At 69.4% G+C, this 26,866-nt stretch carries 29 protein-coding genes; 11 read left to right on the forward strand and 18 right to left on the reverse strand.

All coding sequences use genetic code 11. The features are described 5' to 3' along the window. Positions 1 to 8 precede the first annotated feature (8 nt). Genes ABZ863_RS29630 through ABZ863_RS29700 form a run of 15 tightly spaced genes read right to left on the reverse strand, consistent with a single transcriptional unit; the run spans position 9 to position 15,680 of the window. The gene (locus ABZ863_RS29630; RefSeq protein ID WP_358542284.1) at positions 9 to 956 is read right to left on the reverse strand and encodes a hypothetical protein; all 948 of its coding nucleotides are present in this window, start codon (positions 954 to 956) and stop codon (positions 9 to 11) included. Continuing rightward, complete coding sequence (locus ABZ863_RS29635) at positions 949 to 3,192, reverse strand: xanthine dehydrogenase family protein molybdopterin-binding subunit (protein WP_358542285.1); 2,244 nt, start codon at positions 3,190 to 3,192, stop codon at positions 949 to 951. Before ABZ863_RS29635 ends, ABZ863_RS29630 begins: the two co-directional genes overlap by 8 nt. Then, a complete protein-coding gene (locus ABZ863_RS29640; RefSeq protein WP_358542287.1) occupies positions 3,189 to 4,160 on the reverse strand; it encodes a xanthine dehydrogenase family protein subunit M in 972 nt (323 codons plus the stop codon). The genes ABZ863_RS29635 and ABZ863_RS29640 overlap by 4 nt, the downstream gene beginning before the upstream one ends. After that, entirely contained in the window at positions 4,153 to 4,644 is a 492-nt protein-coding gene (locus ABZ863_RS29645) for a (2Fe-2S)-binding protein (RefSeq protein ID WP_358542289.1), read from the reverse strand. Before ABZ863_RS29645 ends, ABZ863_RS29640 begins: the two co-directional genes overlap by 8 nt. After that, positions 4,641 to 6,170: an aldehyde dehydrogenase family protein gene (locus ABZ863_RS29650; RefSeq protein WP_358542291.1), complete on the reverse strand. Its 1,530-nt coding sequence runs from the start codon at positions 6,168 to 6,170 to the stop codon at positions 4,641 to 4,643. Before ABZ863_RS29650 ends, ABZ863_RS29645 begins: the two co-directional genes overlap by 4 nt. Then, entirely contained in the window at positions 6,167 to 7,081 is a 915-nt protein-coding gene (locus tag ABZ863_RS29655; protein ID WP_358542293.1) for an amidohydrolase family protein, read from the reverse strand. The genes ABZ863_RS29650 and ABZ863_RS29655 overlap by 4 nt, the downstream gene beginning before the upstream one ends. Then, on the reverse strand, positions 7,078 to 7,857 hold the full coding sequence (locus ABZ863_RS29660) for an ABC transporter ATP-binding protein (protein ID WP_358542296.1): 780 nt from the start codon (positions 7,855 to 7,857) through the stop codon (positions 7,078 to 7,080). The genes ABZ863_RS29655 and ABZ863_RS29660 overlap by 4 nt, the downstream gene beginning before the upstream one ends. 2 nt (positions 7,858 to 7,859) lie before the next feature. Continuing rightward, positions 7,860 to 8,615 carry an ABC transporter permease gene (locus tag ABZ863_RS29665; RefSeq protein ID WP_358542299.1) on the reverse strand — a complete coding sequence of 252 codons (756 nt, stop codon included), beginning with the start codon at positions 8,613 to 8,615 and terminating at the stop codon, positions 7,860 to 7,862. Between the two features lie 10 nt (positions 8,616 to 8,625). Continuing rightward, a complete protein-coding gene (locus tag ABZ863_RS29670) occupies positions 8,626 to 9,390 on the reverse strand; it encodes an ABC transporter permease subunit (RefSeq protein WP_358542301.1) in 765 nt (254 codons plus the stop codon). A gap of 4 nt (positions 9,391 to 9,394) precedes the next feature. Then, on the reverse strand, positions 9,395 to 10,441 hold the full coding sequence (locus ABZ863_RS29675) for an ABC transporter substrate-binding protein (RefSeq protein ID WP_358542304.1): 1,047 nt from the start codon (positions 10,439 to 10,441) through the stop codon (positions 9,395 to 9,397). Next, the gene (locus ABZ863_RS29680) at positions 10,369 to 11,463 is read right to left on the reverse strand and encodes an amidohydrolase family protein (RefSeq protein ID WP_358542306.1); all 1,095 of its coding nucleotides are present in this window, start codon (positions 11,461 to 11,463) and stop codon (positions 10,369 to 10,371) included. The genes ABZ863_RS29675 and ABZ863_RS29680 overlap by 73 nt, the downstream gene beginning before the upstream one ends. Continuing rightward, positions 11,460 to 12,311, reverse strand: a complete 852-nt coding sequence (locus ABZ863_RS29685; protein WP_358542308.1) for an SMP-30/gluconolactonase/LRE family protein — start codon at positions 12,309 to 12,311, stop codon at positions 11,460 to 11,462. The genes ABZ863_RS29680 and ABZ863_RS29685 overlap by 4 nt, the downstream gene beginning before the upstream one ends. Then, entirely contained in the window at positions 12,308 to 13,861 is a 1,554-nt protein-coding gene (locus ABZ863_RS29690) for a bifunctional 3-(3-hydroxy-phenyl)propionate/3-hydroxycinnamic acid hydroxylase (protein ID WP_358542311.1), read from the reverse strand. The genes ABZ863_RS29685 and ABZ863_RS29690 overlap by 4 nt, the downstream gene beginning before the upstream one ends. Before the next feature lie 38 nt (positions 13,862 to 13,899). Next, complete coding sequence (locus ABZ863_RS29695) at positions 13,900 to 14,823, reverse strand: VOC family protein (RefSeq protein ID WP_358542314.1); 924 nt, start codon at positions 14,821 to 14,823, stop codon at positions 13,900 to 13,902. A 2-nt stretch (positions 14,824 to 14,825) separates the two neighbouring features. Further along, positions 14,826 to 15,680 carry a fumarylacetoacetate hydrolase family protein gene (locus ABZ863_RS29700; protein WP_358542316.1) on the reverse strand — a complete coding sequence of 285 codons (855 nt, stop codon included), beginning with the start codon at positions 15,678 to 15,680 and terminating at the stop codon, positions 14,826 to 14,828. Positions 15,681 to 15,793: 113 nt separating this feature from the next. Here ABZ863_RS29700 and ABZ863_RS29705 point away from each other — a divergent pair, with 113 nt between their 5' ends. From ABZ863_RS29705 to ABZ863_RS29745, 9 genes are all read left to right on the forward strand, one after another. Continuing rightward, positions 15,794 to 16,486: an FCD domain-containing protein gene (locus ABZ863_RS29705; protein ID WP_358542318.1), complete on the forward strand. Its 693-nt coding sequence runs from the start codon at positions 15,794 to 15,796 to the stop codon at positions 16,484 to 16,486. 153 nt (positions 16,487 to 16,639) lie between these two features. Next, entirely contained in the window at positions 16,640 to 17,056 is a 417-nt protein-coding gene (locus ABZ863_RS29710; RefSeq protein ID WP_358542320.1) for a MarR family transcriptional regulator, read from the forward strand. 43 nt (positions 17,057 to 17,099) lie between these two features. Beyond that, positions 17,100 to 17,882, forward strand: coding sequence for an IclR family transcriptional regulator (locus ABZ863_RS29715; RefSeq protein WP_358542323.1), 783 nt, complete (start codon positions 17,100 to 17,102; stop codon positions 17,880 to 17,882). 222 nt (positions 17,883 to 18,104) lie between these two features. Next, complete coding sequence (locus ABZ863_RS29720) at positions 18,105 to 18,977, forward strand: nitrate ABC transporter substrate-binding protein (protein ID WP_358542326.1); 873 nt, start codon at positions 18,105 to 18,107, stop codon at positions 18,975 to 18,977. A 28-nt stretch (positions 18,978 to 19,005) separates the two neighbouring features. Continuing rightward, positions 19,006 to 20,019, forward strand: a complete 1,014-nt coding sequence (locus tag ABZ863_RS29725; protein ID WP_358542328.1) for an ABC transporter substrate-binding protein — start codon at positions 19,006 to 19,008, stop codon at positions 20,017 to 20,019. Then, positions 20,016 to 20,849, forward strand: a complete 834-nt coding sequence (locus tag ABZ863_RS29730; protein ID WP_358542331.1) for an ABC transporter permease — start codon at positions 20,016 to 20,018, stop codon at positions 20,847 to 20,849. The genes ABZ863_RS29725 and ABZ863_RS29730 overlap by 4 nt, the downstream gene beginning before the upstream one ends. Continuing rightward, positions 20,846 to 21,562: an ABC transporter ATP-binding protein gene (locus tag ABZ863_RS29735; RefSeq protein ID WP_358542334.1), complete on the forward strand. Its 717-nt coding sequence runs from the start codon at positions 20,846 to 20,848 to the stop codon at positions 21,560 to 21,562. The genes ABZ863_RS29730 and ABZ863_RS29735 overlap by 4 nt, the downstream gene beginning before the upstream one ends. A gap of 34 nt (positions 21,563 to 21,596) precedes the next feature. Further along, the gene (locus ABZ863_RS29740) at positions 21,597 to 22,487 is read left to right on the forward strand and encodes an ABC transporter substrate-binding protein (RefSeq protein WP_358542337.1); all 891 of its coding nucleotides are present in this window, start codon (positions 21,597 to 21,599) and stop codon (positions 22,485 to 22,487) included. 4 nt (positions 22,488 to 22,491) lie between these two features. Further along, the gene (locus tag ABZ863_RS29745) at positions 22,492 to 23,655 is read left to right on the forward strand and encodes an MFS transporter (protein ID WP_358542339.1); all 1,164 of its coding nucleotides are present in this window, start codon (positions 22,492 to 22,494) and stop codon (positions 23,653 to 23,655) included. Between the two features lie 46 nt (positions 23,656 to 23,701). On the opposite strand, the gene ABZ863_RS29750 is transcribed toward ABZ863_RS29745, so the two are convergent. Next, on the reverse strand, positions 23,702 to 23,923 hold the full coding sequence (locus tag ABZ863_RS29750; protein WP_358542342.1) for a ribbon-helix-helix protein, CopG family: 222 nt from the start codon (positions 23,921 to 23,923) through the stop codon (positions 23,702 to 23,704). An 89-nt stretch (positions 23,924 to 24,012) separates the two neighbouring features. Continuing rightward, positions 24,013 to 24,393: a nuclear transport factor 2 family protein gene (locus ABZ863_RS29755; RefSeq protein WP_358542345.1), complete on the reverse strand. Its 381-nt coding sequence runs from the start codon at positions 24,391 to 24,393 to the stop codon at positions 24,013 to 24,015. 93 nt (positions 24,394 to 24,486) lie between these two features. Here ABZ863_RS29755 and ABZ863_RS29760 point away from each other — a divergent pair, with 93 nt between their 5' ends. Continuing rightward, complete coding sequence (locus ABZ863_RS29760) at positions 24,487 to 24,825, forward strand: hypothetical protein (RefSeq protein WP_358542348.1); 339 nt, start codon at positions 24,487 to 24,489, stop codon at positions 24,823 to 24,825. A gap of 8 nt (positions 24,826 to 24,833) precedes the next feature. On the opposite strand, the gene ABZ863_RS29765 is transcribed toward ABZ863_RS29760, so the two are convergent. Then, on the reverse strand, positions 24,834 to 25,826 hold the full coding sequence (locus ABZ863_RS29765; RefSeq protein ID WP_358542351.1) for a zinc-dependent alcohol dehydrogenase family protein: 993 nt from the start codon (positions 25,824 to 25,826) through the stop codon (positions 24,834 to 24,836). Between the two features lie 100 nt (positions 25,827 to 25,926). Here ABZ863_RS29765 and ABZ863_RS29770 point away from each other — a divergent pair, with 100 nt between their 5' ends. Beyond that, positions 25,927 to 26,775, forward strand: coding sequence for a helix-turn-helix transcriptional regulator (locus tag ABZ863_RS29770; RefSeq protein WP_358542354.1), 849 nt, complete (start codon positions 25,927 to 25,929; stop codon positions 26,773 to 26,775). The last annotated feature ends 91 nt before the right edge of the window (positions 26,776 to 26,866 follow it).

The raw sequence follows: 26,866 nt of genomic DNA on the forward strand, positions 1-26,866 counted from the left end.
CCACGGGTTCAGGACAGGTGCGCGGCGAACCAGTCGAGCATCGGTTCGGGACGGCGTTGGAACTCCAGGTATCCGTCCCACCGCGCGGTGGACCCCTCGATCCACTGGAGCTTCTTCTCGACGACGGGGATGTTGTCGAACATGGTCTGGACATCGCTGGGGTGGGTGAGGATGTCGTCGCGCACCTGGTACAGGAACGTCGGGATACGGACGTTCTTCGCCCACTCCCGGGGGCTGCGCGCGGCGAAGTCGATGCCCGTACGCAGGACTATCCGCCGCTCCAGGTCGTCGATCCGGTCCGGGATGCCCATGGTCGTCAGCCGGCGTCCCATGATGGTCCGTGCGGTCACCGGCTGAGGACCGACGAGGCACCGCACCCCGTCGAACGCCTCGGGGAACTGCGTCATCGCAGCGAACGTGGAGCTGCAGCCGAGGCACCGGCTGAACAACCCGACCGCCAGGCCGCGGGTGTCCGGCCGCCGGCGCACGTAGTCGATCGCGCCGACGACGTCGCGGGCCTCGAAGATGCCGCTCGAGCTGATGCCGCCGTTGGCCGCGCCGCTGAAGCCGTGGTTGCGCAGGTCGTAGGCGAGCACGTGGTATCCGGCTCGGTGCAGGATGGCGTAGTCCGGGACGAAGTTCACCTCGAACCCGTTGCCGCTGCCCGCCCAGATCGAGTGCCACGGTTCGAGGTGCGTGGGCAGGCCGGCGCGGGTGAAGCCCATTGGATGGTTCGCGATGATCACCTTGGCGGAGCCGGGCGCGGGGATGAACCAACCCTCCAGCGGCACCCCGTCGTGGGACGGGAACGTGACGTTCTCGAAGTCAAGGCCGTGCTCGACGGGCGAGCGCAGCACCGGGGAACGGGCCTGAATGCTGAACCCGTCCGCGATCTGGTCCAGCAGCTGCCGGATCCGGTCCTCGCTCAGTGCGGGCGCCTCGTGCACGTCAGTCATGGTCGTGAGTTCCTCTCCACATCCGGTCGATGGTCATCGGTATGTCCCGCAACCTGGTTCCGGTCGCGTTGTGAATCGCGTTCCCGATGGCGGCGCTGATTCCGCCGGCGCCGATCTCGCCGGCGCCGCGGACACCGAGCTCGTTGTGCGCGTCGTCCGGCAGGTCCAGCAGGACGACGTCGATGTCGGGGATGTCGGCGTTGACGGGGACGAGGTAGTCGGCCAGGTTGCCGTTGGTCATCGCGGCCCGCGCGTCGAACTCGAGTCCCTCCAGCAAGGCGGTGGACAGTCCCCAGACCATGCCACCGAGGATCTGGCTGCGTGCCGCCTTGGCATTGATGACCCGGCCGACGTCCATCACCCCGAGCATCCGGGTGACCCGCGGCTCCCTGGTCCAGCGGTTGACCCTGACCTCGCAGAACTGCGCTCCGAAGGACCAGTGCGCGCGGCCGCCCTCGAAAACCCCGCGGGGCGTGGTCGTCCCGGTGCCGGTGACGGCGGCCTGGTGGGCGCTGGACAGGACCTCGGTGAACGGGATCGACTCGCCCCCGCACCGGAGGACCTCACCCCGTGCGCTCACCTCGCCCGCCCGGGCGTACATCGGAGACCGCCGGTCCGCGATCGCGCAGGCCAGCACCTTGTCCATCGCGGCCCGGACCGCCGCGGCGACGGCAGGGGTGACCGAGGCCGCTCCCGCCGACCCGAAGGAGCCACCCCCGGGTGGGAGGGCGGCGTCGCCGAGGCGCACCTGGACCCGGTCGATAGGGATGTCCAGCGCGTCCGCCGCGGTGACGGCGATGGCGGTCGTCATGCCCGTGCCGAGGTCCACGGCCGATGTGGCGACCTGCACGCGACCGTCGGCGTGCAGGGTCGTCGCCACGGTCACCGGCAGGATCTGGACGGCTCGGTAGGTCGTCACCGCCATGCCGAACCCGACGTACTGGTCGCCGTCCCGGCGGGAGCCGGGCACGCGGGGTCGCTGGTCCCAGCCGAAGCGCTCGGCGCCTACCCGCAGGCACTCGGCCAGGTGTTTGCCGCTCCACGGCAGGTCGGTACCCGGGTACACCTCAGTGTCGTTGCGCAGCCGGAGCTCCACCGGGTCGACGCCGAGCCGACCGGCGAGCTCGTCCATGGCGGTCTCCAGCGCGAACAGGCCCGGCACCTCGGACGGCCCGCGCATGAACCCGGTGCGCGGCAGGTTCACGGTGACGCGGCGCTGACTGATCTCCATCGCGTCCGCGCCGTAGAGCATGCGCGTCACCGTGTGCCCCGGCGCCACCAGCAGGTCGGAGAGCACGGCGGCCTCGGCCGACCGCGAGCGATGCCGGATCGCGGTGAGCCTGCCGTCGCGATGGGCGCCGAGTGTGACTTCCTGGTCGGTCATGCCGCGGACCGTCGTGGCGGTGAACACCTGCGAGCGGGTGAGCACGACCTTCACCGGGCGGCCGAGGACCCGGCTGGCGGCGCAGGCGAGCTTGACGTCCACCCCCGCCCGGCCCTTGCCGCCGAAGCCGCCGCCGACGTGAGGCACGACCACGTCGAGGCTGGCGGGCTCCACGCCGAACGTCGCGGCGAGTTCGCCCACCAGCCACGGGATCGCCTGGTGTCCGGTGCGGACGTGCAGGCGGTCGCCGGTCCACCAGGCGAGCGTGCTGTGCGGCTCCATCGCCACGTGGTTCTGCGCGGCGGTGTGGTAGCGGCCGGAGACGACGATGTCGCTGCCTGCCAGCACGTCATCGACGGTCCGGCCGTCGAGTGAGTAGCCGATGTCGGCGTCTTGGCCGTGGTCGACCTGGTCCGGGACCGACTCGCGCCCGCTGTCCAGGTCGGCCGCGGCCGGCGTGCCGTCGTAGGTCGCGCTGACCAGCGACGCGGCAAGGTGGGCCTGTTCCTGTGTCTCGGCGACGACGAGGGCCACCGGCTGCCCGTGGTGGTGCACGACGGGGTCCGCGAGTGGTGCGTGGCGTGTGCCGGACGGGTTGCTGATCGACGGCAGCGGCGGGATCGGCAACGGCGCGAACGGCGAGAAGACGGCGACGACGCCCGCCGACCGAGCGGCGGCCTCGGTGTCGAGTGCCGTGAGCCTGCCCGCGGCCACCCGGCTGGTGACGAGATGCCCCCACAGCATGCCGGACACCGTCATGTCGAGGGCGTACCGCGCGGTTCCGGTGACCTTCTCCGGTCCGTCGACGCGGTCGACCGCCGTGCCGAGAAGCCTCGTCCGGACGCTGGTCATCGTGCGAACACCTCCTCGATCGCCCGCAGGACGGTGTGCTCGAGAAGCGGGATCTTGTAGCCGTTCTGGGTCAGTGCGCTGGCGCCATCCGCCGCCCGTGCCACAACGTCGCCGAACCCACCGGGGGTGGCCGGAAGGCCGATGAGCGCCGCCTCGACCGCGGGCAGTCGCCAGGGGACGGTGGCGACTCCGCCGACCGCGATCCGCGCACCAGCGATGACATTGTCGCGTGCCTCGATGACGACGGCGGCCGAGGACAGCGCGAACTCGTAGGACGCGCGGTCGCGCACCTTCACGTAGGTGGTACGCGCCTCGGCGGGCGGGTGTGGCACGTGGACGGCGATGATCAGTTCGCCCGCGCCGAGCACGTTCTCGATGCGTGGCGTGTCGCCTGGCACGCGGTAGAACTCGCGGAGCGGTACCTCCCGCTCTCCGCCGTGGCCGGTCACCCGCACCGTCGCGTCCAGAGCCGTCAGCGCGACGGCCAGGTCGCTGGGATGGGTCGCCACACAGGACGGGCTCGTGCCGAGAACGGCGTGGGTGCGGTTGGCGCCATCGATCGCGGCGCACCCGCTGCCCGGAGCCCGCCGGTTGCAGGCCGAGCAGACATCGCGGAAGTAGCCGCATCGGGTGCGCTGCAACAGGTTGCCACCGATGCTGGCCATGTTCCGGATCTGCTGGGACGCGCCGGCCAGCAGCGCCTCCACCACGAGCGGGAAGGCGCGGACGACCTCGGCATGGGTGGCGAGGTCGCCCATCCGCACCCCGGAGGCGACGGTCAGCCCGGTCCCGTCGACCGTGATCTCGCGTAGCGGCAGGGCGTTGATGTCGACGACCACGCGTGGGCGCAGCACATCCAGCTTCATCAGGTCGACCACGGTCGTCCCACCAGCGAGGAACACGGCGCCGCGGGGCGCGTCGAGGGCGTCCTCGACGGTGGCCGCGCGCGCGAACGTGAACTCACGCATCGCGGCCGTCCTGGCCATCGCGGCTGTTTCGAACCGAGCGGATCGCGGCGACGATGTTCGGGTAGGCGCCGCAGCGGCAGATGTTGCCCGACATGAACTCGCGGATCGACGCCGGGGCGTCGAGGTCGGCACGGGAGAGCGCCGCGACCGCCGACATCAGCTGGCCCGGCGTGCAGAACCCGCACTGGGAGGCGTCATGCGTGACGAACGCCTTCTGCAACCGGGCCCCGCACGGGTCCGCCGCCAGCGAGTGCACGGTGGTGACGTCGGTGCCGTCGGCTGCGGCCAGCAGGGTGAGGCAGGACAGAGCCGGCCTGCCGTCGACGTGCACCGTGCAGGCCCCGCACTGACCGTGGTCGCAGCCCTTCTTCGGGCCGGTGCCGCCGAGCCGGTCCCGCAGCGCGTCCAGCAGCGTCACCCTGGCGTCGACGGTGAGCGCCACCGGCTCACCGTCGACGCGCAGGCAGGTGCGTGCCGTGCTCACCGCTGGCCGTCCTCGGCGAGGAGGCGGTCGCGGAGCGCGCCGAGAGCCGCCGCCATGGCGCCGGGTGGGCGGTCGAAGGTGGTGGTGGGTACGGGCGCGGGGCCGGTGCGCACGGTGATCGCATGTGGGTAGACGAACTCCAGCAGCCCTTCGTCGCCGTGTTTGCGGCCGTAGCCGCTGTCACCGCGGCCACCGAAGGGCAGGCCGCTGACCTGTGAGTAGGCGAGGGCGTCGTTCACGCTCGTCATGCCGACGCGGAGCCGACGGGCGATGTCCTCGCCGTGCTCCCGGCTGAACACAGCACTGCCCAGCCCGTACGGGCCGGCGTTGATACGGGAGATCGCCTCCTCGGTGTCGCGGACCCGCACGATCGACAGGACCGGGCCGAACGTCTCCTCGGTCGCGGCCACCGCGTCGGCGGGCACGTCGACGAGGATGGTGGGCTGGACGTAGCGGTCGTCGATGGCAGGCGGACCGCCCACGACCGCGGTGGCGCCGCGGTCGACGGCGTCGGCGACGTGGTGGCGGATCACCGGGATCTGGGTGGCCAGCGGCACCGGTCCAATGAGGTCACTCTCGTCGCTGCCTGCCCGCACCTGTCCCGCGAGCCCGGCGATCCGCGCCACCAGTGCGTCGTGCACCGAGTCGACGACGTAGGCCACCTCGAGGCTGATGCAGCCAAGGCCTGCGTTCTGCAGTGCGCCCCAGGTGATGTGGGCGGCGGCCTGGTCGAGGTCGGCGTCGTCGGCGACGATGACGCCGTCGTTGCCGCCCAGCTCCAGCAGCAGCGGGGTCAGCCGCGGAGCGCAGTCCGCCGCGACGGCCCGGCCCGACCGGACACTTCCGGTGAAGGCGACCTTGTCCACCCCGGTAGTGGTGAGGGCCCGGCCGGTGGCGGCGAAACCGACGAGGTTCTGGAAGACCTCGGGCAGGTCCGGCACCGCCCGTGCCCAGGAGCGCGCCAGCCACTCGCCGACGCCGGGGGTGAGCTCACTCGGCTTGAGGATGACGGCGTTGCCTGCGGCCAAAGCGTGGACGACGATCGCGCCCGGCGTGCCGAGCGGGAAGTTCCACGGCCCGATGACCCCGACGACGCCGTAGGGCAGATACTCCACCCGGGCCCGCTGGTGCGTCATCGTGGGCGGGACGGCGACGTCCCTGCGGCCGAGCACTCGTTCGGCGTTGTCGAGCACGAACGACAGGTGCCCCAGAATGGCGAGCACCTCCGCACGACCGTCCTCTATGGACTTGCCGTTCTCGGCGTGGATGAGGGCGGCCAGTTCCTCCCCGCCCAGCGCGATGTCCCGGCGCCACGCCCGCAACCTGTCCGCGCGCCCCTCGAACCCGAGGTCCCACCATGCCCCGGCGACCGAGCGGGCGGACGCGACCGCGGCCGCCACTCGTGCGGGGTCGGCAACGGGGTAACGAGCGAACTCCTCGCCGGTGGCCTGGTCGATGGTGACCACCTCGCTGCCGGTGGTGGCCGAGTCACCGTCCCGGGTGATCGCCGCTTTCGTGGTGTTCATGGTCGTACGTCTCCAAGTTCTTGGTGCATAGACAGCTGTAGGTGTGCTGTGAGGTCGTCGAGGAGCCGGGTGACGCGGTCGCCGTGGATGAACGGCGCGTCGGAACCGAACACCACGTGATCGGGGCCGGCGAACTCCGTCAGCGCGGCCAGCGCGGGCCTGCCGAGCAGAGCCGAGTCGAAGTGGCTGGCACGCAACAGATCCTCGATCCGGTCCCCGCCGTCGATCGTTCCCGGCGGATCGTCCAGCCGCCCGATCACGTAGGGCAGGGTGCCGCCCCCGTGCGCGAAAACCCAGCGAATCCCCGGGTACCTGGTGAAGACCCGGCGTTTGGCCAGCAGCACCGCCACCCTGGTCGTGTCGAAGGTGTACTCGACGAGGTGCGGTCCGAGGTGATCACGCAGCGGGGCGCCGGCCGGCGCGGTCGGGTGGACGTGCACGAGGGCGCGCTGCCGGTCCAGCAACTCCAGCAGGTCGTCCCAGACGGGCTCGCCGACATAGCGACCGGCGTACTGGGTCAGCAGCGCGATCCCGTCCACCGCGTCATGGCGCAGGGCCCGCTCCGCGTGCTCGACGGCGTGGTCCAACGACGGCAGTGGTAACGGCGCGAGCACCCCGAACCGGTCGGGACGCCGGTCACGCAGGCCGAGCAGTTCGTCGTGGGCCGCGCGGGCGAAGGCGACGACCTCGTCCGTCCCGCCGGCACCGAATCCCCGCGCCGGCGCGGAAAGCAGCGCGCGGTGCACGCCGGAAGCATCCATCCAGCACAGTGACTTCTCGACAGTCCACTCGGGAATCTCCGGTACACGGGCGGCGCTGTGCCGCGTGGCCCGTAAGCGCAGGCGTTCCCGGTACTTCTCGGTGACCGCGTGGTGATGAACGTCGAGGTGGGCGTCCCGCTCTGTCTTCATGCGGCCTCGACCGACTGCGGGCGGTGCCGGATCAGCCGCAGCACGTGCGCGCGCAGCTCGGCGAAGCGGGCCAGGCTCTTGGTGTCCACCTGGTCGCGTGGCCGGGGCAGGTCGACGTCCACCGTCTCGACCACGACGCTCGGCCGCGCGGACATGACCACGACCCGGTCGGCCAGGTAGACGGCCTCGTCGATGTCGTGCGTGACGAGCAGCATGGTGACTCCGGTCGTTTCGCGGACCCGCAGCGTCAGGTCCTCGAGATCGGCTCGCGTCTGCGCGTCCACGGAGGCGAACGGCTCGTCGAGCAGCAGGATCTCCGGCTCGTAGGCAAGGCCCCGTGCGATCGCCACGCGCTGCTGCATGCCGCCGGACAGTTCCCACGGGTACCGCGAGCCGAACGAGTCGAGGCCGACGGCGGCCAGCGCGCTGGACACCCGCGCCCGGCGGTCGGCCGCCGACCGGTACTTGTTCCGCAGCGGCAGGCCGACGTTGCGCTCGACCGAGAACCAGGGCATCAGCGACCGGCTGTAGTCCTGGAACACCGCGGCCATCGCGGCAGGCGGCCCGTTCACCGGCTCGCCATCGAGGGTCACCGCGCCGCCCGATGGGGCGAGCAGGCCGCACAGGCACTTCAACAGCGTCGTCTTCCCGGCGCCGGACGGCCCGACGATGCAGACGAACTCGCCCTTCTCAACGGTCAGCGTCAGGTCGCGGATCGCCGCCACGGCCGACTCGCCCGAGCCGTAGGTCTTGTGCAGGTTCGTGACCGACAGCATTCTCAGTTCCTCCCTGTCATGCCGATGTGCCAACGCAGGACTCGTCGCTGCAGCGCGAGGAACAGGGCGCTCACCGCCACCCCGAGCAGGCCGAGCAGGACCGTGCTCGCCCACATCTGCGGAACGTCGAACGAGTTCCGCGCGCTGACCGTGACGAACCCGACGCCGTTGGTCGCCGCGTACAGCTCGGTGACGACCATCATGATGAAAGCCATGGCCAGCGCGGTGCGGATGCCGGCGAGGATCTGCGGGGCCGCCGCGGGCAGCAACACCGAGGTGAGTCGTTGAGCGCGGGTGAGCCGGTAGGAGCGCGCCACATCCTCCAGTTGCGGGTCGATCCCGCGCACCGCGTCGATCGTGTTCAGCAGTACCGGGAACGTGCACACGAACGCGATCACGCCGATCTTCGCGCCGTCGCCGATCCCGAGCAGGACGACGCTGACCGGAATGAGCGCGGCCCCCGGCATGGACCGGCAGAACTGGACTGCCGGGTTCATCGCCAGGGAGAGGACGCGCACGCGGCCGAGCGCGACGCCGGCGGCGATGCCGACGACGCACGCGATCAGCAGACCTGCGAGCAGGCGGCCGAGGCTCGGCACGACGTCCGAGCCCACCCGCGCGAACAGCCATGTCTCCTGGAAGGAGGCCAGTACCTCGGAAAGCGGCGGATAGAAGGGCGACGCGCTCCCGGCGGAGGTCGTCCACCACAGCACCAGGAGCAGTACGGGCACAACAAGCCGGAGTCCGATTCTCGTCATGGTTCGCTCCTCAGGTCATCCGGTGCCGGTGGGACGCGTGCCAGCGCAACGCCCGCCGTTCCAGCCGTTCGAACACGGCATTGAGCCCGACACCGAGCAGCCCGGTCAGGACCACGACCCCGTACATCGCCTCGTAGACGCCGTTGGTCGCGTAGGTCCCCAATGTGTTGCCCAGCCCGGGGACGGCGCCGATGAGCTCCAACGCGATCGCCACCAGAAGCGTGATCGTCGACGCGATCCGCACACCGGTGGAGAAGTAGGGCAGGATGCTCGGCGCCGTCACCCAGATCCACCGCTGGGGGGTGGTCAGCCCGAACACCCGCGCGGTGTCGCGGGCGACCGGGTCGACGTCGCGGACGCCGTAGAACGTCTGCAGCAGCATCGGCCACAACGCGGCCGTCGCGGCGAGCGAGACGACCACGCCGGAGGTGGCGCCCAGCAGCAGGAGCATGATCGGCAGGTAGACCACGACGGGGATGGGCCGGAAGAACTCGACCGTGCCCAGCAGTAGTTCGTTGACGATGGGGATCGCTGCCATGGCGGCGCCGACGACCGCGCCGATCGCCACTCCGGCCAGCAGCGCGACGGCCCAGTGCCCCAGCGTCTGCCCGATGGAAGTCCACAGGTTCGCGCTGTCGAGGTTGGTGACCAGCCACCTGCCGATTTCGGAGATCGGTGGGATCTCGGGAGGCAGGGTGCCAGAGGCCGACAGTGCCTCCCAGACCGCGAGCAGCGCGGCGCTGGTGAGCACCGGTAGCAGGATGATCGGTTTCATGGAGTCAGCCCGTGACCGTGAGGCCGCGTGGCGGCGTGACGAGATCCGTCGCGTCGGGCGCCGCGGGCCAGGTGAACTCCTCCAGCGGCGGCGCTGTCTGCAGCCGGCCCTGGTCGACCATCAACTCGGCGATGAGCTCCGCGGAACGGCGGTCGATGCCGCTGACGTACCACGGCAGCGGCAGGTCGGCCACCACCTCAGCGGGTGCACCGGTCGTCGACGCGATCGTCTGGCGCACCTCGTCCGGGTGGTCGTTCGCGTACCGGGTCGCCTCCTCCCACGCCTGCTGGAAGCGGCGCATGACGTCCTCGTTCTCCGCCACGAACTGCCGCGACGCCATCAGCACGGCCGCGACGCTGCGCGGGCCGAGGGCTGCGGCCGAGGGGTTGCCGATGGACCGGAAGCCGTCGGCCAGCAGTTGACCTGCGAACGGTTCTATGGTGCTGATCGCGTCGACCCGGCCCTGCCGCAGTGCCGCGAGCTGGTCCTCGAACGGCACGGCGATGATCTCCACCGCGCCGGGGTCGCCGCCCGCCTGGCGGACCGCCTCGCGCAACGTCAGGTCGAAGATGCTCTCCAGGCCGTTGACGGCGACGGTCCGGCCTGCCAGGTCGGCGAAGGAGCGGACAGGGCTGTCGCCGGGCACGACGAGGGAGAACGCGTCACCCTCCGGTGATTCGTAGTCGGCGGCCAGCGAGGTGACGACCTGCACCGGGAAGCCGGCGGCAACGGCGGCAGGCACCGCGGTGATCTCGGAGACGGCCAGCTGGATCTGTCCGTTGATCAGCAGCGCGACGCTGTTGGAGCTGGCTCCGGAGCCAGGCACCTGCTCGATTTCGATGCCGTGGCGTTCGAACACCCCGCGTTCGATGCCCAGCGCCAGCTGCGCGTTGTTCGCGGTCGCGTTGTAGTCGATGACCAGCCGGGTCGGTCCCGATTCGGTCGACTCGGTCTGGCCGCCGTCCGCTCCGCAAGCGGTCAGGGTGAGTCCGGCGACGAGGCCGATGGCGATCCGGGCCTTCCGCGTTGCCAGTCGCGATTCTCCGCGCATCGATGGTCACTCTCCTTGTCTCTCGTGCTGGCTGGGGAAGTCGCCGCGGGCTCGGGGTTCGGCAGCCCCAGCACCCGTCGTGCGGTGCGGTGGGCCACCTTGTCCTTGACCTCGTTGGTCAGCTCGGCCCGCTCGACCGCGGCGACGGCGGCGGCGGTGTCCTCGTACGGGTAGTCGACGGAGAACATCACCGCGTCCTCACCGGTGGTGAGGACCGCGGCCTCGATCGCGTCGGGGGAGAGGACACCGCTGGTGGTGATGAGGATGTTCGTGCCGATGTAGGCCGACGGCGCCCGGCGCAGGGGCCTGTCGACCAGCAGAGTCCGGTACCGGCTGTCCAAACGCGACTTCTGGAACGGCAGGAACTCCCCGAGGTGGCCGAGAATCACGGTGGCCGCCGGGTGCCGGTCGAACACCCCGGCGTAGACCAGCCGCAGTGCGTGGCCGCCGGTCTCCGCCTGCCAGCTCCACGTCGCTCCGTACAGCTCCGGCCTGCCGGTGAGCACGTGCCAGTCGTCCGCGGGCACCGACCCGGGGTGCAGGTACAGCGGCACGCCGAGCTCCTCGAACGCGCTCCACAGCTCGTCGTAGTCCGGGTCGTCGAGGTAACGGCCGTGGGTGTGGTCGTTGACCAGCGCGCCGCGGAAACCGAGGTCGGCCACCGCCCGTTCCAGTTCGGCGACCGCGGCGCCGGGGTCCTGCGTGGGGAGTGCGGCGAACCCCTGGAACCGGGTGGGGTGGCGGGCGATCACCTCGGCGAGGAAGTCGTTGGCCAGGCGCGCGTTGGCCCGTGCGGCGACGGGGTCGGTGTCGGCCTGGATGCCGGGCACGGTCAGCGACAGCACCTGGACGTCGATCCCGTGCGCGTCCATTTCGGGCAGGCGGTGGTGTTCGAAGTCGACGAGCTTGCGCCCGCACATCCGCGCGTAGGAGTCGGTGACCCGGATGCGCATCTCGGTGACCGGTTGCCGGGCGGCGAGCTCGGGGACGGCGAAGGCCTCTTCGATGGCGACGTAGGTCATGGCGCCCGCCCGTCCAGATCGACGATCGCGACCCTCGTGGTGACCGCCCGGCGTGCCAGGGCCGCCATCAACGGCTCGCCGTCGGTGGCTGCCAGAGTGACGAACAGGTTGCCCTCGTCGTCGGCACAGCACGCGATGGGGAACTCGGGTGTGGTGGTGATCGCGGCGACCAGCTCGCCGTCGCGGACGTGCACGACGGTCTGGCCGGTGGTGGTCGCCACCCACACCCCGCCGCCGCGGGCAGGACAGATCCCGTCCGGGCGGGCGGCCTGGCCGACGAGTGCCGCGAGGTCGGCGTAGTGGCGCGGGGCCCGCAGTGTCCGGTCGTCGGCGACGGTGAACGCGGTCAGCCGCTGCCGGGAGGTCTCCGCGAGAACCAGGGTGGCGCCGTCGTCGAGCAACGCCATGCCATTGGGGAACTCCACCCCCTCGGCGGCGACCTCGGCGGTTCCGTCCGGCCGCACGAGGATGATCCGGCCGGGTGACGGCGGCTCACCCACCGCGGCGTTGAACCCCACATCGTCGACGTAGAGGTTTCCTGCCGCGTCACCGACGACATCGCCGAGTGGGCCCGCAGCCGGACCGGAGAGGTCGGCGTAGGTGTCCCAGCCCGTGCCGGACCAGACGCCCACCCGCAGTTCGTGCATGAGCGCGGCGACGAGCCGGCCGTCGGGCAGGAACCACAGGCCGTTGGGCACCTGCTCGACCGCCGTGGCGGTCCACGGTCCTGAAGCGTCGGTCCACAGCCTGCGACCCTGCGTGTCGGAGAGCCACAGCGCGCCGTCGTGCCAACGCGGACCCTCGCCCCACACCATGCCGTCCGCATAGTGGGTCAGCCGGGCGGTCATGCCGGCACCGCACTCGACCCGAGCCGCTCGGCAAGCTCCCCGGTGTGGCCAGCCAGCCCGGCCGCGTCGGCCGCGAGGCCGTAGACGTAGCGGTCGGGCCGGACGACGGCGACCCTGGCGCCCCGCTCCGCCAGCCACTCCTGGACCCGTGGACCGCCCCCGGCGACGGTGACCAGGCCGAGGCGGCGCCAGTGGGCCCGGGTCACGTCGTCGACGCCGTCGATCACCTCGGGCGCACCGACGACCACGAACCGGTAGCCCGTGACGTCGTCGAGTCGTTCACCGCCGGGCCCGCGCGGCTGCGGGGCCAACTGTCCGACCGGACCGGCGGGTCGCGCGACGAGGCCGGGCCCGAGCGGCGGGCGGAAGCGCTCGACGACCTGGGGACCGGCCGAGGGCGGTGGCAGCTCGCCACGGCCGAAGGCCTCGATCATGTTCGACTGCCGGGCGGACTCGACGATGTAGGGCCGCACGTGGGCGGCGCGCTCGGTCTCGTAGGTGTCCAGCAGCGCCTCGTCGGCCTGTCCGCGCACCACCAGCACCAGCTTCCAGGCGAGGTTGGCCGCGTCGCGCAGGCCGGAGCACATGCCCTGCCCCAGCATCGGGGGCATCTCGTGCGCGGCGTCACCGGCGAGCAGAAGCCGTCCGCTGCGCCAGCTGCGCACGAGCTGGGCGTGCCACTCGTAGGCGTCGACGCGGGTGATGCGGTAGCTCTCCGGGGCGAGCCAGCGCGACAGGAGCGGGTACACGTGGTCCGGCCGCTCGGCCTCCACGGGGTCGGTGCCCGGCTCGAGCATGAACTCGAAACGCAGCAGCGGCGGGAAGATCGGGACGTAGGTGACCGGCCGCGGCGCCCCGCAGCGGATGAACCCCGTGGTGCGTGGCAGGGAGTCCGGGTGCTGGAACGGGTGGACGTCGACGATGAGGGATGTCTGGGTCCCGTGCAGGTCCTCGACCTCCGCGCCCATCGCCCGACGGACGAAGGAACCGGCTCCGTCCGCGCCGACGACGTAGGCCGCGTGGAGCTCGCGCATTCGTTCTGAGCGCGGCTCCCGCACCGTGATCTGGACACGGTCGTAGTGGTCGCCGTCCTGCGCCAGCGCGACGACCTCCCAGCCCAGCCACAGCCCCGCGCCCGCACGGCAGGCGAGCAGGCCCCGCAGGCGCGACTCGAAGTCCGGCTGGTGGAACTGGTAGTCGGTGTACCAGCCCTGGTCGGACTCGGTGTCCGGCATGGACAGTTCGAGGAACGGGACCTCGTCGGCGCCGGTGAGGACCCAGCCGGACTGTCGCAGGAAACGGGGTTCGAGATCGCTCGCACCCAGGGTCTGGAGGATCCGCATGGTCTCGTCGTCGAGGTGGGTGGCTCTCGGGTGCTGGCACACAACGCGGTTGGGGTCGATCACGGCCACGGTCATCCCTTCGGCCGTGAGCAGTGCCGCCAGCGCGAGCCCGACCGGACCGGCGCCAACGACCGCGACGTCGTAGGTATCTGCGCGTTCCGGTGTGGACAGTGGTGCTACGGGTGGTCGCGGACTTGGTGCGGACATCGAATGGTCCTCCCGTGTCAACGGTGAAACAGGTGGCGTCAGCTCGGTTGGTGCGAGCCGCTCATCAGCGCGGCGAGGTCCTCGGGGTGGACGAAGGACGGCGGGGGCGGTGGCCCCCAGGAGTACAGGCTCTTCGCCTCGTCCCAGACCTCCGGCCGCCACAGCGCGTCGTCCACGACGCAGTCCATATCGGAGTAGTACTCGGAGAAACAGCCCGCCGGATCACGCAGATACCAGAAGAAGTTCGAGCCGATGTGGTGGCGGCCAAGACCCCACACATGTCGTTCGGGGTGGTCCTCCAGCATCCGCATGGCACCGCGCCCGATCTCGTCGACATCGTCGACCTGCCAGGAGGTGTGGTGCAGGAAGTTGACCGGGGCGCTGGTGACGAGCACGTTGTGGTGGTCGGTCGAGCAGCGCATGAACGAAGCAAGGCCGGGCACCTCGTCGCTGATCTTCAAACCGATCCCGTCCGCGAAGAATCGTTGTGTGGCGGCCTGGTCCACCGAGCCGAGCACCACGTGGCCGAGCTTGCGCGGCAGCACCGGCCCCTCACGCAGCACGCCAGGCGCGCGGCTGGTGCCGCGGTCCGGCCTGCCGGGGCCGTTGTCCGGGGCGGGTGCGACCACGGGGCTCACGGCCCGGGTGCACACCTCGACGTCGACACGAGTCCCGGTGACCGGCTCCACCGCGCTGAGCCGCTGTTCCTCCATTGTGGATGAATAGCCGAGCACGTCGAGTGCTCGCGCGATCCGGCCGAGGTCGTCCTCGTCGTCCGCGCCGATCGACATACTGACCAGCCTGCGACTCGGGGCCGTCACCAACTGGAGTTGGCGTCCACCGTCCTGAGTGGACAGCCAGTTGCCGGCATGCCGGGTCAGTCCGAACTCCTTGTAGTACGCCAGCACGGACGCGATGTCGGGAACGCCGATCGTGACCGAGTTCAGTCGGTGCAGTCCCATGATCAGGCCCTCCCGCCGGCCGCCACGAACGTCTGCCGGAGCCGGCCGACCCCGTGGACGTAGGAGACCAGCTCGTCGCCGGGGGTGAGGTAGCGCGCGGGCGTGCGCACGGCGCCGACGCCGGACGGCGTCCCTGTGAAGATCAGGTCGCCGGGGTGCAGGGTGGTCACCGCCGACAGGTGGACGATCAGTTCCTCGATGCCGAAGATCAGGCGTGAGGTCCTGCTTTTCTGGACCTCCTCGCCGTTGACGCTGCACCCGATCTCCAGGTCCCCCGGCTCATCGAGCTCGTCGGGAGTCACCAGGTATGGCCCGGTCGGGCCGAAGCCTGCGTGGGACTTGGCCAGGCTGAACTGCGGGGCGGGCCCGCTGCGTTGTAGCCGCCGCTCGGAGAGGTCCTGACCGGCCGTCAGACCGGCGACGGCGCGCCAGGCGTCGGAGATCTCGGCGTTGCGGGTCATTCGACCGATGACAACGACCAGCTCGACCTCCCAGTCGACGTCCCCATCGGGCAGCACGACCTCGGTGTCGGGACCGCTGAGGGAGGACGCGAACTTGGTGAAGACCGTGGGGCGCTCTGGAATGGCGAAGCCTGCCTCTTCCGCGTGGTCGCGGTAGTTGAGGCCGATCGCGAAGATCTGCGACGGCGTCGGCGACGGCGGCCCGAGTTCGGTCGGGGAGAACTCCACGACCGGACCGGTCGGACCGTCGGCGGCCCAGGCCAGGAACTCGTCCCAGGCGACGTAGAGGTCGGCAGGCGCGGGGCCGAACCTGCCCTTGCTGGCGTTCGCGATGTCGACACCGGTTGCCTCTCCGGTGACGAGGACCGCCCGGCCGTGGACGTTGGCGATATGCACGATCCCTCCTGACGACTTGGTGACGCAAATCCCAGGATGATGTCCCAAACTTTCGAATGTCAATGGATATTCGAAAGTTGGGTCGAACTTCGAATGGTGGGTAGTCTCAGTCCATGACGACCGCGAGCCAGCCGCGACGGACGCGCACCGACGAGGTCTACGAACGCCTGCGCGCCGACATCTTCGCTGCCCGCCTGCGGCCGGGGCAGCGCCTGAAGTTCCCTGATCTGTGCGGTGCCTACAACACCAGCGTCGGGGTGGCGAGGGAGGCGCTGGCGCGCCTGGCTGCGGAGCGTCTGGTGCGCCCGCACGCACACCAGGGGTACACGGTCATCTCGCTGTCGAAGGAGGAACTGGTCGACCTCACCGCTGCCAGGGTCGAACTGGAGTCGATCGCGTTCCGCCTGGCGATCCGCGATGGCGACGAGCGTTGGGAGACCGCTGTGGTGGCCGCGCACCACCTGCTGACCCGGCGAGATGAGGCCGTGGCCAGGACGGGCGAACGCGACCCCGACTGGTACGAGGCGCACGAGGAGTTCCACGCGGCGCTGCTGTCGGGTTGTGGCAGCCGTCGTCTCGTCGAGGCCGCGCAGGCACTGCGTGCGGAAGCGGAGTTGTACCGGCACTGGGCCGCGCCCCTCGGCTCCGGGGCGCCGCGCGACATCGCGGGCGAGCACAAGGCGCTTGCCGATGCGGCCTTGGTCCGTGACGCCGACCGCGGCGCCGACCTGTTGCGGGCGCATATCGCCCGCACGACCACGGTTCTGCTGGACGGCGCCATCGAGGAGGCGGTATCCGATAAGTGAAGAAGAGGCGTATCTCGTACGGCCATGCCGACAGGCTATCAAGAACTTGATAGATAGCAAGCTCTATATGCGTATGAAGTTATTGTAAGCTCAGTGATCGTGATCGAGGAAATACCTGAGACAGACCGCAGTGCAGAGGTGCTCGGCCGCGTCGTGGCTCTTCTGAGGCGGGCGGACCTGGCCCTGCAGAGCGCCAAGGAGCCGCCTCTGCGCAAGCTCGGCGTTTCCGGCTCGTTGTACTCGGTGTTGATCAACCTCGAGGTGTCGCCGGGCCTGACCGGCGCGGAGCTTGCGCGGGTCGTCGGCGTGACTCCCCAGGCGATCGCGCCGTTGGTGGGCAAGCTCGTCGACCGCGGCTGGATCGAGCGCCGCCCACATCTGAGGCATACCAACGTGCAGGAACTACACCTCACCGAGGACGGCAGGCGGGAACTCGCCGACGCCGACAAGCTACTGGTCCACCTCGAGGGCCACCTGCGGAAGTCCCTCGGCGAGCAGAACTATCGCTCGCTTCGCACGTTGCTCGGTGAGGTCATCGAGCACCTCCCCACCTGGACCCCGCCGAACTGACCCGCGGCCCACGTTTCGCCGAACACCGTGGTATGCCTAGCGGGTGACACGAGCGAGCTCGGGTACCGGTTCCCGCGAGCGCGGCGGCTTCGAGGTGCAGTCCGTGGCGAGGGCGGCGGCGTTGCTCGACGCCGTCGTCGGCAGCGGATCCGGGCTCACGCTCAGCGAGCTCGCCAAGCGCACGGAGCTCACCGTGAGCACAGCTCACCGGCTGATCCGAACATTGTGCTCGACCAATCTCCTCTGCCGCGACGCGGCCGGCGACCGCTTTGTCCCCGGGCCGCTGCTCCTCCGGCTCGGGCGCCAGTCACTCGCATCGGCCGGGTTGCCTGAGGTCGCGGACGTGTTGGCCGATCTGGTGGAACGCACCGGTGAGACGGCCAGTGTCGGCCTGCGCCGGGGGAGCAGGGTGCTGGTGTTGCTCGCGGTTCAGTCCGCCAGCGCGTTGCGTTTCACCGGTGAGGCCGGCCGTCAGGTGCCGCTGCTCGAATCGGGCCTTGGGCGGGCCATGCTCGCCCTCGACGAACGTCCCGTCGGCGATGTGGTCGGCGGCTTCGAGCTGACGCAGGACCGGGTTGCGGAGCTGCAGTCCGACCTGCTCACCACCCAGTTCCGTGGGTTCTGCGTCCTCGACGACACCCAGGGGCTGCGCTCCATTGCGGCGCCGGTGCTCGGCCCGCAACAGGCGCCGCGGGTGGCCGTGGAGATCACCGGTCCAGCGTCGCGGATGTCCGACGGCCGTGTCGACGAACTGGGCGAGGCCGTGCGCGCGGCGGCGATCATGCTGCAGGACCGGCCGGTCTCGATCGCCTTCGGCGGGCTGTGACCGCCGCATTCGCGGCATTCCACAGTTTAATTTCATTGCTTTGAAAAATTCGGGATCGATTGTTTAGCGTCCGCTTTTGCGGCACCACTGTCAACGCATACCGTGATGTGGGAATGAATTCCGCATCACGCAAACCCGCTGTTGACGGGCTTGATATCGCCGACTTACCGTGACTGTGCTGCCCGGATTTCGAGGCGGCGGCCCAGGGTGAGGAGAGCTCTCGTGGTGGATGACGTGCGTGCGAACGAGGTTGTGATCGCCCCCAATCAGCCGTTGTTCGACCTGCCCGAGATCGTCGCGATCGAGCGGGGACTGTTCGCCGATGCGGGCCTGTCGGTGCGCTTCGCGCAGGGGCCGGCTGATCGCACCTCGACCGAGCGCGACCCGCTCGCGCGGGTCAAGGAGTCGCTGTACGAGTCCGAGTCCGCCGACGTCTACAACCTGTGCGAATGGGGCGGGATCGACCGGCTGGAGCGCAACCGTCGCGGTGGCCGGATCGCCTACCTGCGTCCCGCGGTCGTCGCGCAAGCCCTGGTCAGCTTCGACCCCGAGCTCAACGAACCGCACGATCTCGCTGGCGTGCCGGTGGGCGTCAACGAGTTCACCGGCTCGCACTACACGGCGCTGCACCTGCTCGAAGGCACGCTGCCGCGGCCGGAGATCACGCTGGAGCACATCGGATCCCCCGCGGTACGCCTGGAGCGGGCTCGTCGTGGTGAGGCGCGAGCGGTGATGCTGATGGAGCCCTACATCAGCCTGGCCCGCAAACACGGCGGCCACATCATCGGCAGCTACTTCTACCGCGGGTCCGAGGTGATCGCGTCGAATCTGGACGATCAGCGCCGCGGGGCATTCATCGACGTGGTCAACGCCGCGGTGAAGCTGATCAACGCCGATCCCGCGGCCTATCGCCGGTACCTGACGGCGGACACGAACGGTGAGCTCGCCGACGACGAGCTCAGTGACGACTACTACCGCTATGCGACGGTGAGTCCCTTCTCCGAGAAGCGATTCGCCGAAAGCTACTCGTGGATGAAGTCCTGGCGCCTCACCGAAGGCAAGAACAGTTACGAGAACCTGCTCGTCGGCCGTTGAGACCGGCGGGAGAACATGGAGGTTGAGCGTGGCGCTCACGGATGCGGTACTCGGGCGGCGCGCACTGCTGCGTGCGGGAGCGGCAGGGGTCGCCGGAGTGGGGTTCGGCGCGCTGCTGTCGGCCTGCGGCGCCGGGGGCGCGGCGGGCGGCAGGCAGGCGAAGGTCGAGGACACCCAGAAGGGTACGGCCGGCGCGGTCGTACGGCCGATTTCCGAGCAGGAGAACCTGCTCGGTGGGCTGGAATTGTCCTATGTGGCCGGTACGGGCCCAGGTGACGTGCAGAACAAGTTGTTGTCGGGCGCGCTGGACATGGCCAGCATGGGGCCGATCGGTGCGGTGATAGCCAACGACGCGGGTGCGGCGCTGACCGTGTTCAGTGCCAGCCTCAACAACCATGTGCGGTGGCTGGTGCCGGAGAACAGTCCATATCGGACTCCCGCGGACCTGCGCGGCAAGAGGATCGCTACCCCGCCCAGCAACAGCGACGCCTACCGCTCGACCCAGCTCGCCGCCGCGGTCACCGGCATCGAGTTCGAGAACGAGTACGAGATCCACCAGGGTGCCGTGCTCGCGGGCCTGGCCCTCTTCGACCGCGGCGATGTCGAGGCGATCGTCACCATCGAACCCAACGCCACCCGGCTGGTGGGCAAGGGCGCGCGCCAGATCGCGACGATCGACGAGCTCTGGCGCCAGGGCACCGGCCGCGCCGAACCGTTGCTGCTCAACGGTCAGGGCGCGCGTGCGGACTGGGTCGCTCAGCACCAGGATGTGGCCGCCGCGCTCGCGAAGCTCCGCCTCGACGTGCACCACCGGATCCACGAACGGCCGCAGATCCTTGCCGAGTTGGCGGAATACTACGGAATTCCGGCCACCGAGAAACAAGCCATCGCGTTGTTACCGGAACGTCTCGTGGACATCTATCCCACCGAGTGGGGGCAGGCTGCCGCGGCCAGCATGGACACCCAGATCCAAGTCGCCGTGCGACACGGGTTGCTCGCCAAGCCTCCCGCTGCAGCCGTCTACTCCAACCTGACGTCATGACCGTCCAGAGTGAACAAAGGCCGGACATCACGGCGAAGGCGGTGGACAACCCGCCCGCACCACGGCGGTCCGCCTGGGCGCAGGCGGCCTGGCCACCGATCGCGTTCGTCGTCCTCGTTGCCGGATGCTGGCAGATCATGGCGAGCCAGGTCGGCAGCGTGCTGGTGCCCGGGCTACCGGACATCGTTCGCGCGATCACCGACACCGTCTCCAGCGGGATTTTCCTGCCGGAGCTAGGTGTGACGCTGCTGCGCGTCGCGCTCGGGTTCGCGCTCGCGTTCGCCGTGTCGCTGGCCGCCGGCATCGGCATGGGACGCAACCGGTTCCTGCGCCGCTTCCTGGAACCAGCGGTCCTGCTCGGTCTCACCGTCCCGAGTCTGGTGTGGGCGCTGCTGTGCGTGATCTGGTTCGGCGTCGGTCTGGCGAACCCGGTGGTCGCGATTGCGTTGTCGGCCGCGCCCGCCCTGACGCTGAACATCTATCAGAGCATCGCCTCGATCGACGCGCAGCTGGTCGAGATGACGCACGTGTACCGGTTCCCGCTGCGGCGCCGGCTGCGCTACCTGTGGTTGCCCGCCGTGCAGCCCGCGTTGTTCTCCGGCGCGCGGATCGGGCTTTCCCTGTCCTGGAAGGTGATCGTGCTCGTCGAGGTGTTCGGCATGTCGAGCGGAGTCGGCTACCAGCTCAACAACGAGTTCGGTGCGCAGAACGTCGCCGGGGTGCTCGCCTGGACGCTGCTGTTCGGTGTCGTCATGGCGATTCTGGAGTACGGCGTGCTGCAGGGGCTGGAACGCTATTTCACCCGTTGGCGGAAGGCGAGTTCGGTATGAGCGCCGCGGTTTCCCTCGAAGGCGTCGCGAAGCGGTTCGACCGCGGCGAGACGATCTTCCGGGACTTCTCCATCACTGTGCGGACGGGCGAACTGGTCGCCGTCGTCGGCGCATCGGGTACCGGCAAGACCACCCTGCTGCACCTGGTCGCCGGTCTGGAGAAACCCGACGCAGGCACGATCCGGGTCGCACCCGGGCAGGACGGCCCCGCGCGCCTCGGCGTCGTTTTCCAGCAGCCCCGGCTACTGGACTGGGTGCCGGTGCGGCGCAACGTCGAGCTGGCGATCGAGGCGGCCGGGCTCGACCCGGCCGGTGCGGTGCCGATCCTGGAGGCCGTTGGGCTCGCGGAGTACGCGGACAAGTTCCCCTCGGTGCTGTCCGGCGGTCAGCGACAACGCGTTGCGGTGGCCAGGGCCTTCGCCGTGCGGCCCGACCTGATGCTGCTGGACGAACCGTTCAGCGCGCTCGACGAGATCACCGGGCGACGTCTGCGCCTGCTGCTGCAGGAGCTGTGGCTGCGACGCCCGCTGTCGGGATTGCTGGTCACACACAATCCGCAGGAGGCGGCTCTGCTCGCCGACCGGGTGGTGGTGCTGTCCGGACGCCCCGCATCCATCAGCCAGGAGTACCTCATCGACCTGCCACGCCCTCGTTCACCCGAAGATCCCGCGCTGTTCGACCTGCACCGCCGCATTGTCGCCGACCTGATCTGAGTACTGACAACGAAAATCGAAAGGTGGTCCCACCGTGCTCACTCCCGTCACCATGGAGCTGCTGTCGCTGGTGTTCTCCCTGCCGCAGCTGGTCGCCAAGGACGAAGGCTACTTCGCCGAGGAAGGGCTCGACGTCACTTTCGTGCCCAAGGAGTACGCCTCGGTGACCTATTTGGACAACCACGAGCTGCTGAGCGCGTTCGGCAGTACCAAGTCCCACTTCGAAAGCGGTGAGGCGACGCTGTACCGCGCCTGCGAATGGGGGCAGATCCGGCGTTCCCACGACAGCGGCATCGGTGGCCGGGTTGTCAGCAAGCGATCGGCCGTGGGCAGCCAGGCCATCCTCGTCCGGCCCGACGCGCCGGAAGTGCACCCGTCCGACCTGGCGAACAAAGAGGTCGCCGTCAACTTCCACCACGGCTCGCACTACGTCGCTTTGCAGATGCTGGAAGGCTTCCTCCCACGTGGGGAGATCAAGGTCGTCCATCTGGGCGGACCGCAGCAGCGATACGAGGCACTGCGAGACGGCCGGATCCCCGCCGCGGCGCTCATGGAACCGTGGATCACACTCGCGGAGAAGCAGGGCTACAAGAACCTGAGCGAGGCGTTCTACGTCGGCTCCGAGGTCGCCAGTCCCGACCTCGACCCGGAGACCTACGCGGCGGTCGGCCGGGCCGTGAACCGGGCGGTGGTGAAGCTGAACGAGGATCCGCGTCCCTATCTGCACCACCTGATCGCTGAGGTGCCGCCGGAACTCGGCGAGTTGGAGCCGGAGGACTTTCCGCTGGGCAGGCTGCGGTTCGTTCAGCAGGAGCCCTACCCGCAGGAGGAGTTCCAGCGCACCTACGACTGGATGGTCGGCTGGGGTCTGATCGAGGCCGACTCCGGGTACGAGAAGGTCGTCCACAACCTGGTGAACGCGTGATCCGGTGACCAGGGCAACCGCCACACCCGCGTCGGCTTCGGCGCGGGTGTGGCCGCTCTACGCCGGCGGTTTCCTCGGTCCCTACGGCAGCACGATGGTCACCCCGATGCTGCACGAGGTCGCGCGCGGCCTGGACAGCACCGAATCCGCCGTGGCCGCGGCGGTCACCGCCTACATGCTTCCCTTCGCCGGGTTGATGCTGGTCTCCGGCACCCTCGCCGAACGGTGGGGGCGCCGGCGCACGATGCAGATCTCCCTGGTGGTGTTCGTGCTGGCGAGCGCATGGTGCGCCCTGGCGCCGGATCTGCTGTGGTTCCTTGCCGGGCGCGCGGTGCAGGGCGCGACCAATGCCTTCACCACACCGTTGCTGGTGGCCGCTATCGGAGACCTCGTTCCGCGCGAGCGGCTCGGGCGGGCTCTGGGCTGGTTCGGCGCGATGCAGGCCGCGGGGCAGGCGTTCAGCCCTTTGGTCAGCGGTCTGTCGGCCACAGTGGACTGGCGGCTGGCGTTCGCATTCCCCGCTCTGGTGGCCCTCGTGCTGGCGGCTCTGCCACCCGGTGAGGAGGCCGCCGCGCGCCGCGCGAGCGGGAAACCGTCCTGGCGGGCGTTGCTGTCGGGGCAGCTGGCGCTCGCGTGCGCGTTGTCGTTCCTGTGTTATCTCGCCGCGGTCGGCCTGACCGTGCTCGGCACCCTGCGCGCCCAGGAGGTGTTCGGTCTCGGCCCCGCAGAGCGAGGGCTGGTCAGCGCCTCGTTCGGGGTCGCCGGCATCCTCGCCGCGGGATCTCTGGGCCGGTGGCTGGACCGGCTCGGGCCGCAAGCCGTTGGGCTGGTCATGAACGTCCTACTGGCGGCGGGGGTCCTGCTGGCCGCGTTCGCCGGGTTCGCCGGACTGCTCGTGACCGGGATCGTGCTCGCGGGCGCCGCGGTCACCGGTCTGCGGTCGACGGTGAACTCGCTGGCTGTGACGAGTGCTCCGGACAATCGTGGGGGAGCGAGTTCGGTGGCCCTGTCGTTCCAGTTCTTCGGCGGCGCACTGGCCCCCGCGGTGTGGGTCCCGCTGTACCAGTCGGCCGACAGCTGGGGCTTCGCCGCCGGCGCGCTGGCCCCGGTTCTGGCGATCATCCTGCTGGCCGCTCGGCGAGATCCTCTGGGTGCTGGACCGCGGTAATGCCGCGGAATCGGTACCCGAACGTCCAGGCCAGACGTTCTCGTGGTCACGTCCAGGCCTGATCCATCACGTCGGGGTCGGTGAGGTCAGCGAAGGTATGGGCGAAGCGCTGGAGATCGTCGGCGGTCACACTGGATGCCGATCGTTGTGCGACGTTGCGCAGTTCGCGGCGGATGTACTCGTTGCGGGACAGACCGAGCCGGGCTGCCTGGGTGTCGATGGCGGCGAGCACGTCGTCGGGGACGTCTCGAATCAGGACATCGGACATGGCCACCTCCTCGATATCGGATGATCTCGCATTGCGCAGGGCGGTGCCAACTGGCGTGCTGGGAGCCAGATGGGTAACTCAGCACCGGCTCAGTCCGGGTGGTACGACGTCCCCGGCCAGAAGGGCCACTCCTCGAAGGCCCGGCAACGGCCGTCCTCGGCGAAACGGATGATCCACAGGTCCCGGTACTCCTGCCGCACCGGGTCACCGTAGGACACCTCGACCCGCACGACAGCGGTGTCACCGTCGACGGCCACCGGTTCGCTGGTCATCCGGAAGACCTCGTCCGGGCCGACGCGTTCCGCCTCCCACATTCTCGCGATGGCGGGCAGTCCCCTTATTGGTTCCCGGTAAGGGGATTGCTGATATGTCGCGTCCGTTGTGAACAGTTGCTCCAGGATGTCCGTGCCCGGCGTACGCCACGCGCGTTCATAGGCGGCGACCCACGCACGCAGTGGTTGTTCGTCCATGGCTGGAAGTCTGGCACCGCGTGCGACGGCGCGCTTGCCGCCCGAGGTTGTCCACTGACATGGCCGTTCCATGCGGACCCAGCTGTCTATCCCATGTTCGATGTCTTCCTCGACGCCGTGCGCGCGGAACGCCCCGACCTCGAACTGTCCATTCCCTGGCAGCGCACGGAAAACCCCGACACTCTGCGCACCATGCTGCTCGATTCCGGCGTCCCCGGCCCGGCTGTCACCGACGAGGTCACCCCCATGGACCTGCCCAACCCGCAAGCCTGGTGGAGCATCGTCCGTGGCACCGGAATCCGGCGTATCGAAATGGAACTCGACGAGGACACCTCCGCCCGAGTCCGACGCGCCAACGAACAGTGGATCATCGACCAGAAGTTGACCGGCCTCCTCCTCGGTGTCAACTACGCCACCGCCGTCAAGAAGTAGACCCACCGTTACGGGACAGTGACGATGATCTTCCCGAACTGATCGTTGGATTCCAGGTAGTGATGGGCTTTGCCGATGGCGGCCAGATCGAAGGTCCGGGACACGACAGGAGCAAGCGAACCAGCACGCAGCCCCGCCTGGATGAAGTGCTTGGCGCGGTGCAACCGGGCCTCGTTGAGAGTCACCTCGGAGAAGATGAACGTGCGGGTGTTGCGTCCGGCGAAGTCGGGAGCGACGGGCAGGGGAATCGGGTTGGGGTCGAGGAAGCCGTAGACGATGAGCCCGCCGTCCGGTGCCACGGCCTGGACGAGGGTGCTCAGGCTGGGGCCGGCAATCGGATCGACGGCCAGGTCGACGCCACGGCCGCCCGTTAGAGACCGGACCCGGTCGACGAGGTCCTCGTCATCGGTCGTGATGACGTGAGAAGCACCGGCGTCGAGCAGCCGCTGCTTCTTGGCGGCCGTTCGGGTGGTGGCGATCGGGACGGCACCAAGGTGGTTCGCGATCTGGATTGCCGCCAGGCCGACACTGCTCGAAGCGGCCGTGACAAGAACGGTGTCGCCGGGCCGGATTCCGCCGATCTCCACCAAGAGGCCGTAGCCAGTGGTGTAGGCCATCCACAATGCCGCGCCGGTGACCGCGTCGACCGTCTCGGGTCGGTGCACAACGGCGGACGCCGGTATGACGATCTGCTCGCCATATGTGCCGTATTCGGTCATCAGGAAGGCCGGAACCGTACTCACCGGGTCGCCGGGCGCGAAGTCGGTGACGCCCGCGCCGACAGCGTCCACAATGCCGGCGGCTTCGTAGCCGAGACGGGCGGAGGGGAGTACAGGGCGGTAGATGTAGGCACCGGCACGGAACAACGCCTCGGCCCGGTTGAGCCCGATCGCCTCGACGCGGATGCGTAGTTCGCCGGGGCCCGGTTCGTTGATCGGCACGTCTTCCAGCTGAAGCACCTCGGGTCCGCCGAGCTCGTGGAAGAGCACTGTCCTTGGCAAGTTCGATGTCCTTTCGCGCAATGAAGAAATGGGTGACGGTTGCCGGAGCAAGTCTCCGAGAATCTGCATTGCCACGACAGTGCTTGGTTATGGTGGTGTTGTGGCCACCAGTCAAAGCGCGCGTCGCGACCGACTTCGAGACTTCTTGCGGATCCGGCGCGCACAACTACGCCCGGAGGACGTGGGACTGCCCCAGGGCGGTCGGCGCCGCACTACCGGGCTGCGGCGCGAGGAGGTCGCCACCCTGGCCGGTGTCGGGGTGTCCTGGTACACCTGGCTGGAGCAGGGGCGTGACATCAACATCTCCAGTTCGGTGCTGGACTCGATCGCTCGTGTGTTGCGGATGACCACCCGTGAACGCGACTACTTCGCCACGCTCGCCGGCGTCACACCGCCCGCTGCCGATGGCCCGCACGGTCCGCTGGGTGTACAGGTGCTGCAGGTGCTCCGGACCTGGCAGCCCAACCCGGCCTACGTGCTGGACCGGCATCTGAACTTCGTCGCGAGGAACACCCCCGCACGCGAGGTGTTCGGTCATTCCGAAAACTGCTTGTTCAGTTTCTTCACGGAGCCAGCACACCGCGCCCGTATTGGGCAATGGCGTGACGCAGCAGCCGAACTCGTCGGGGAGCTGCGGGCCGCGTCCTCGCACAGCCCGGACGCACCCGAGCTCAATCGCCTCATTGCCGAGCTGACCGACCGCAGCGAGGAGTTTGCTGAACTGTGGGCACGTCATGAGGTTCAGGGCTACACGCAGACCAGCCATGCACTCACCCATCCCTCTGCCGGGGAGCTCGTCTTCGACCACACGATCCTGAGTATTCCCGACCGCCCGGGCGACTGGCTCGTCCTCGCCAGCCCACAGCCGGGTACCGCTACCCGATCCCGCCTTTGGGGGACCACCGACGACGGCGCACAGGCCCTGTTCACTGGCGAGAGCGCACCTTAGTCCGCCGTGACTGTCTGCTCGCGGCATCGAGCGAAAGGCCATGGGGTTGCTGCATGGGTTTTCCGTGGCCAGGTGAGGATTGTGTGCAGTG

Source organism: Saccharomonospora sp. NPDC046836 (genome assembly GCF_040645195.1).
Lineage (GTDB): Bacteria > Actinomycetota > Actinomycetes > Mycobacteriales > Pseudonocardiaceae > Prauserella_A.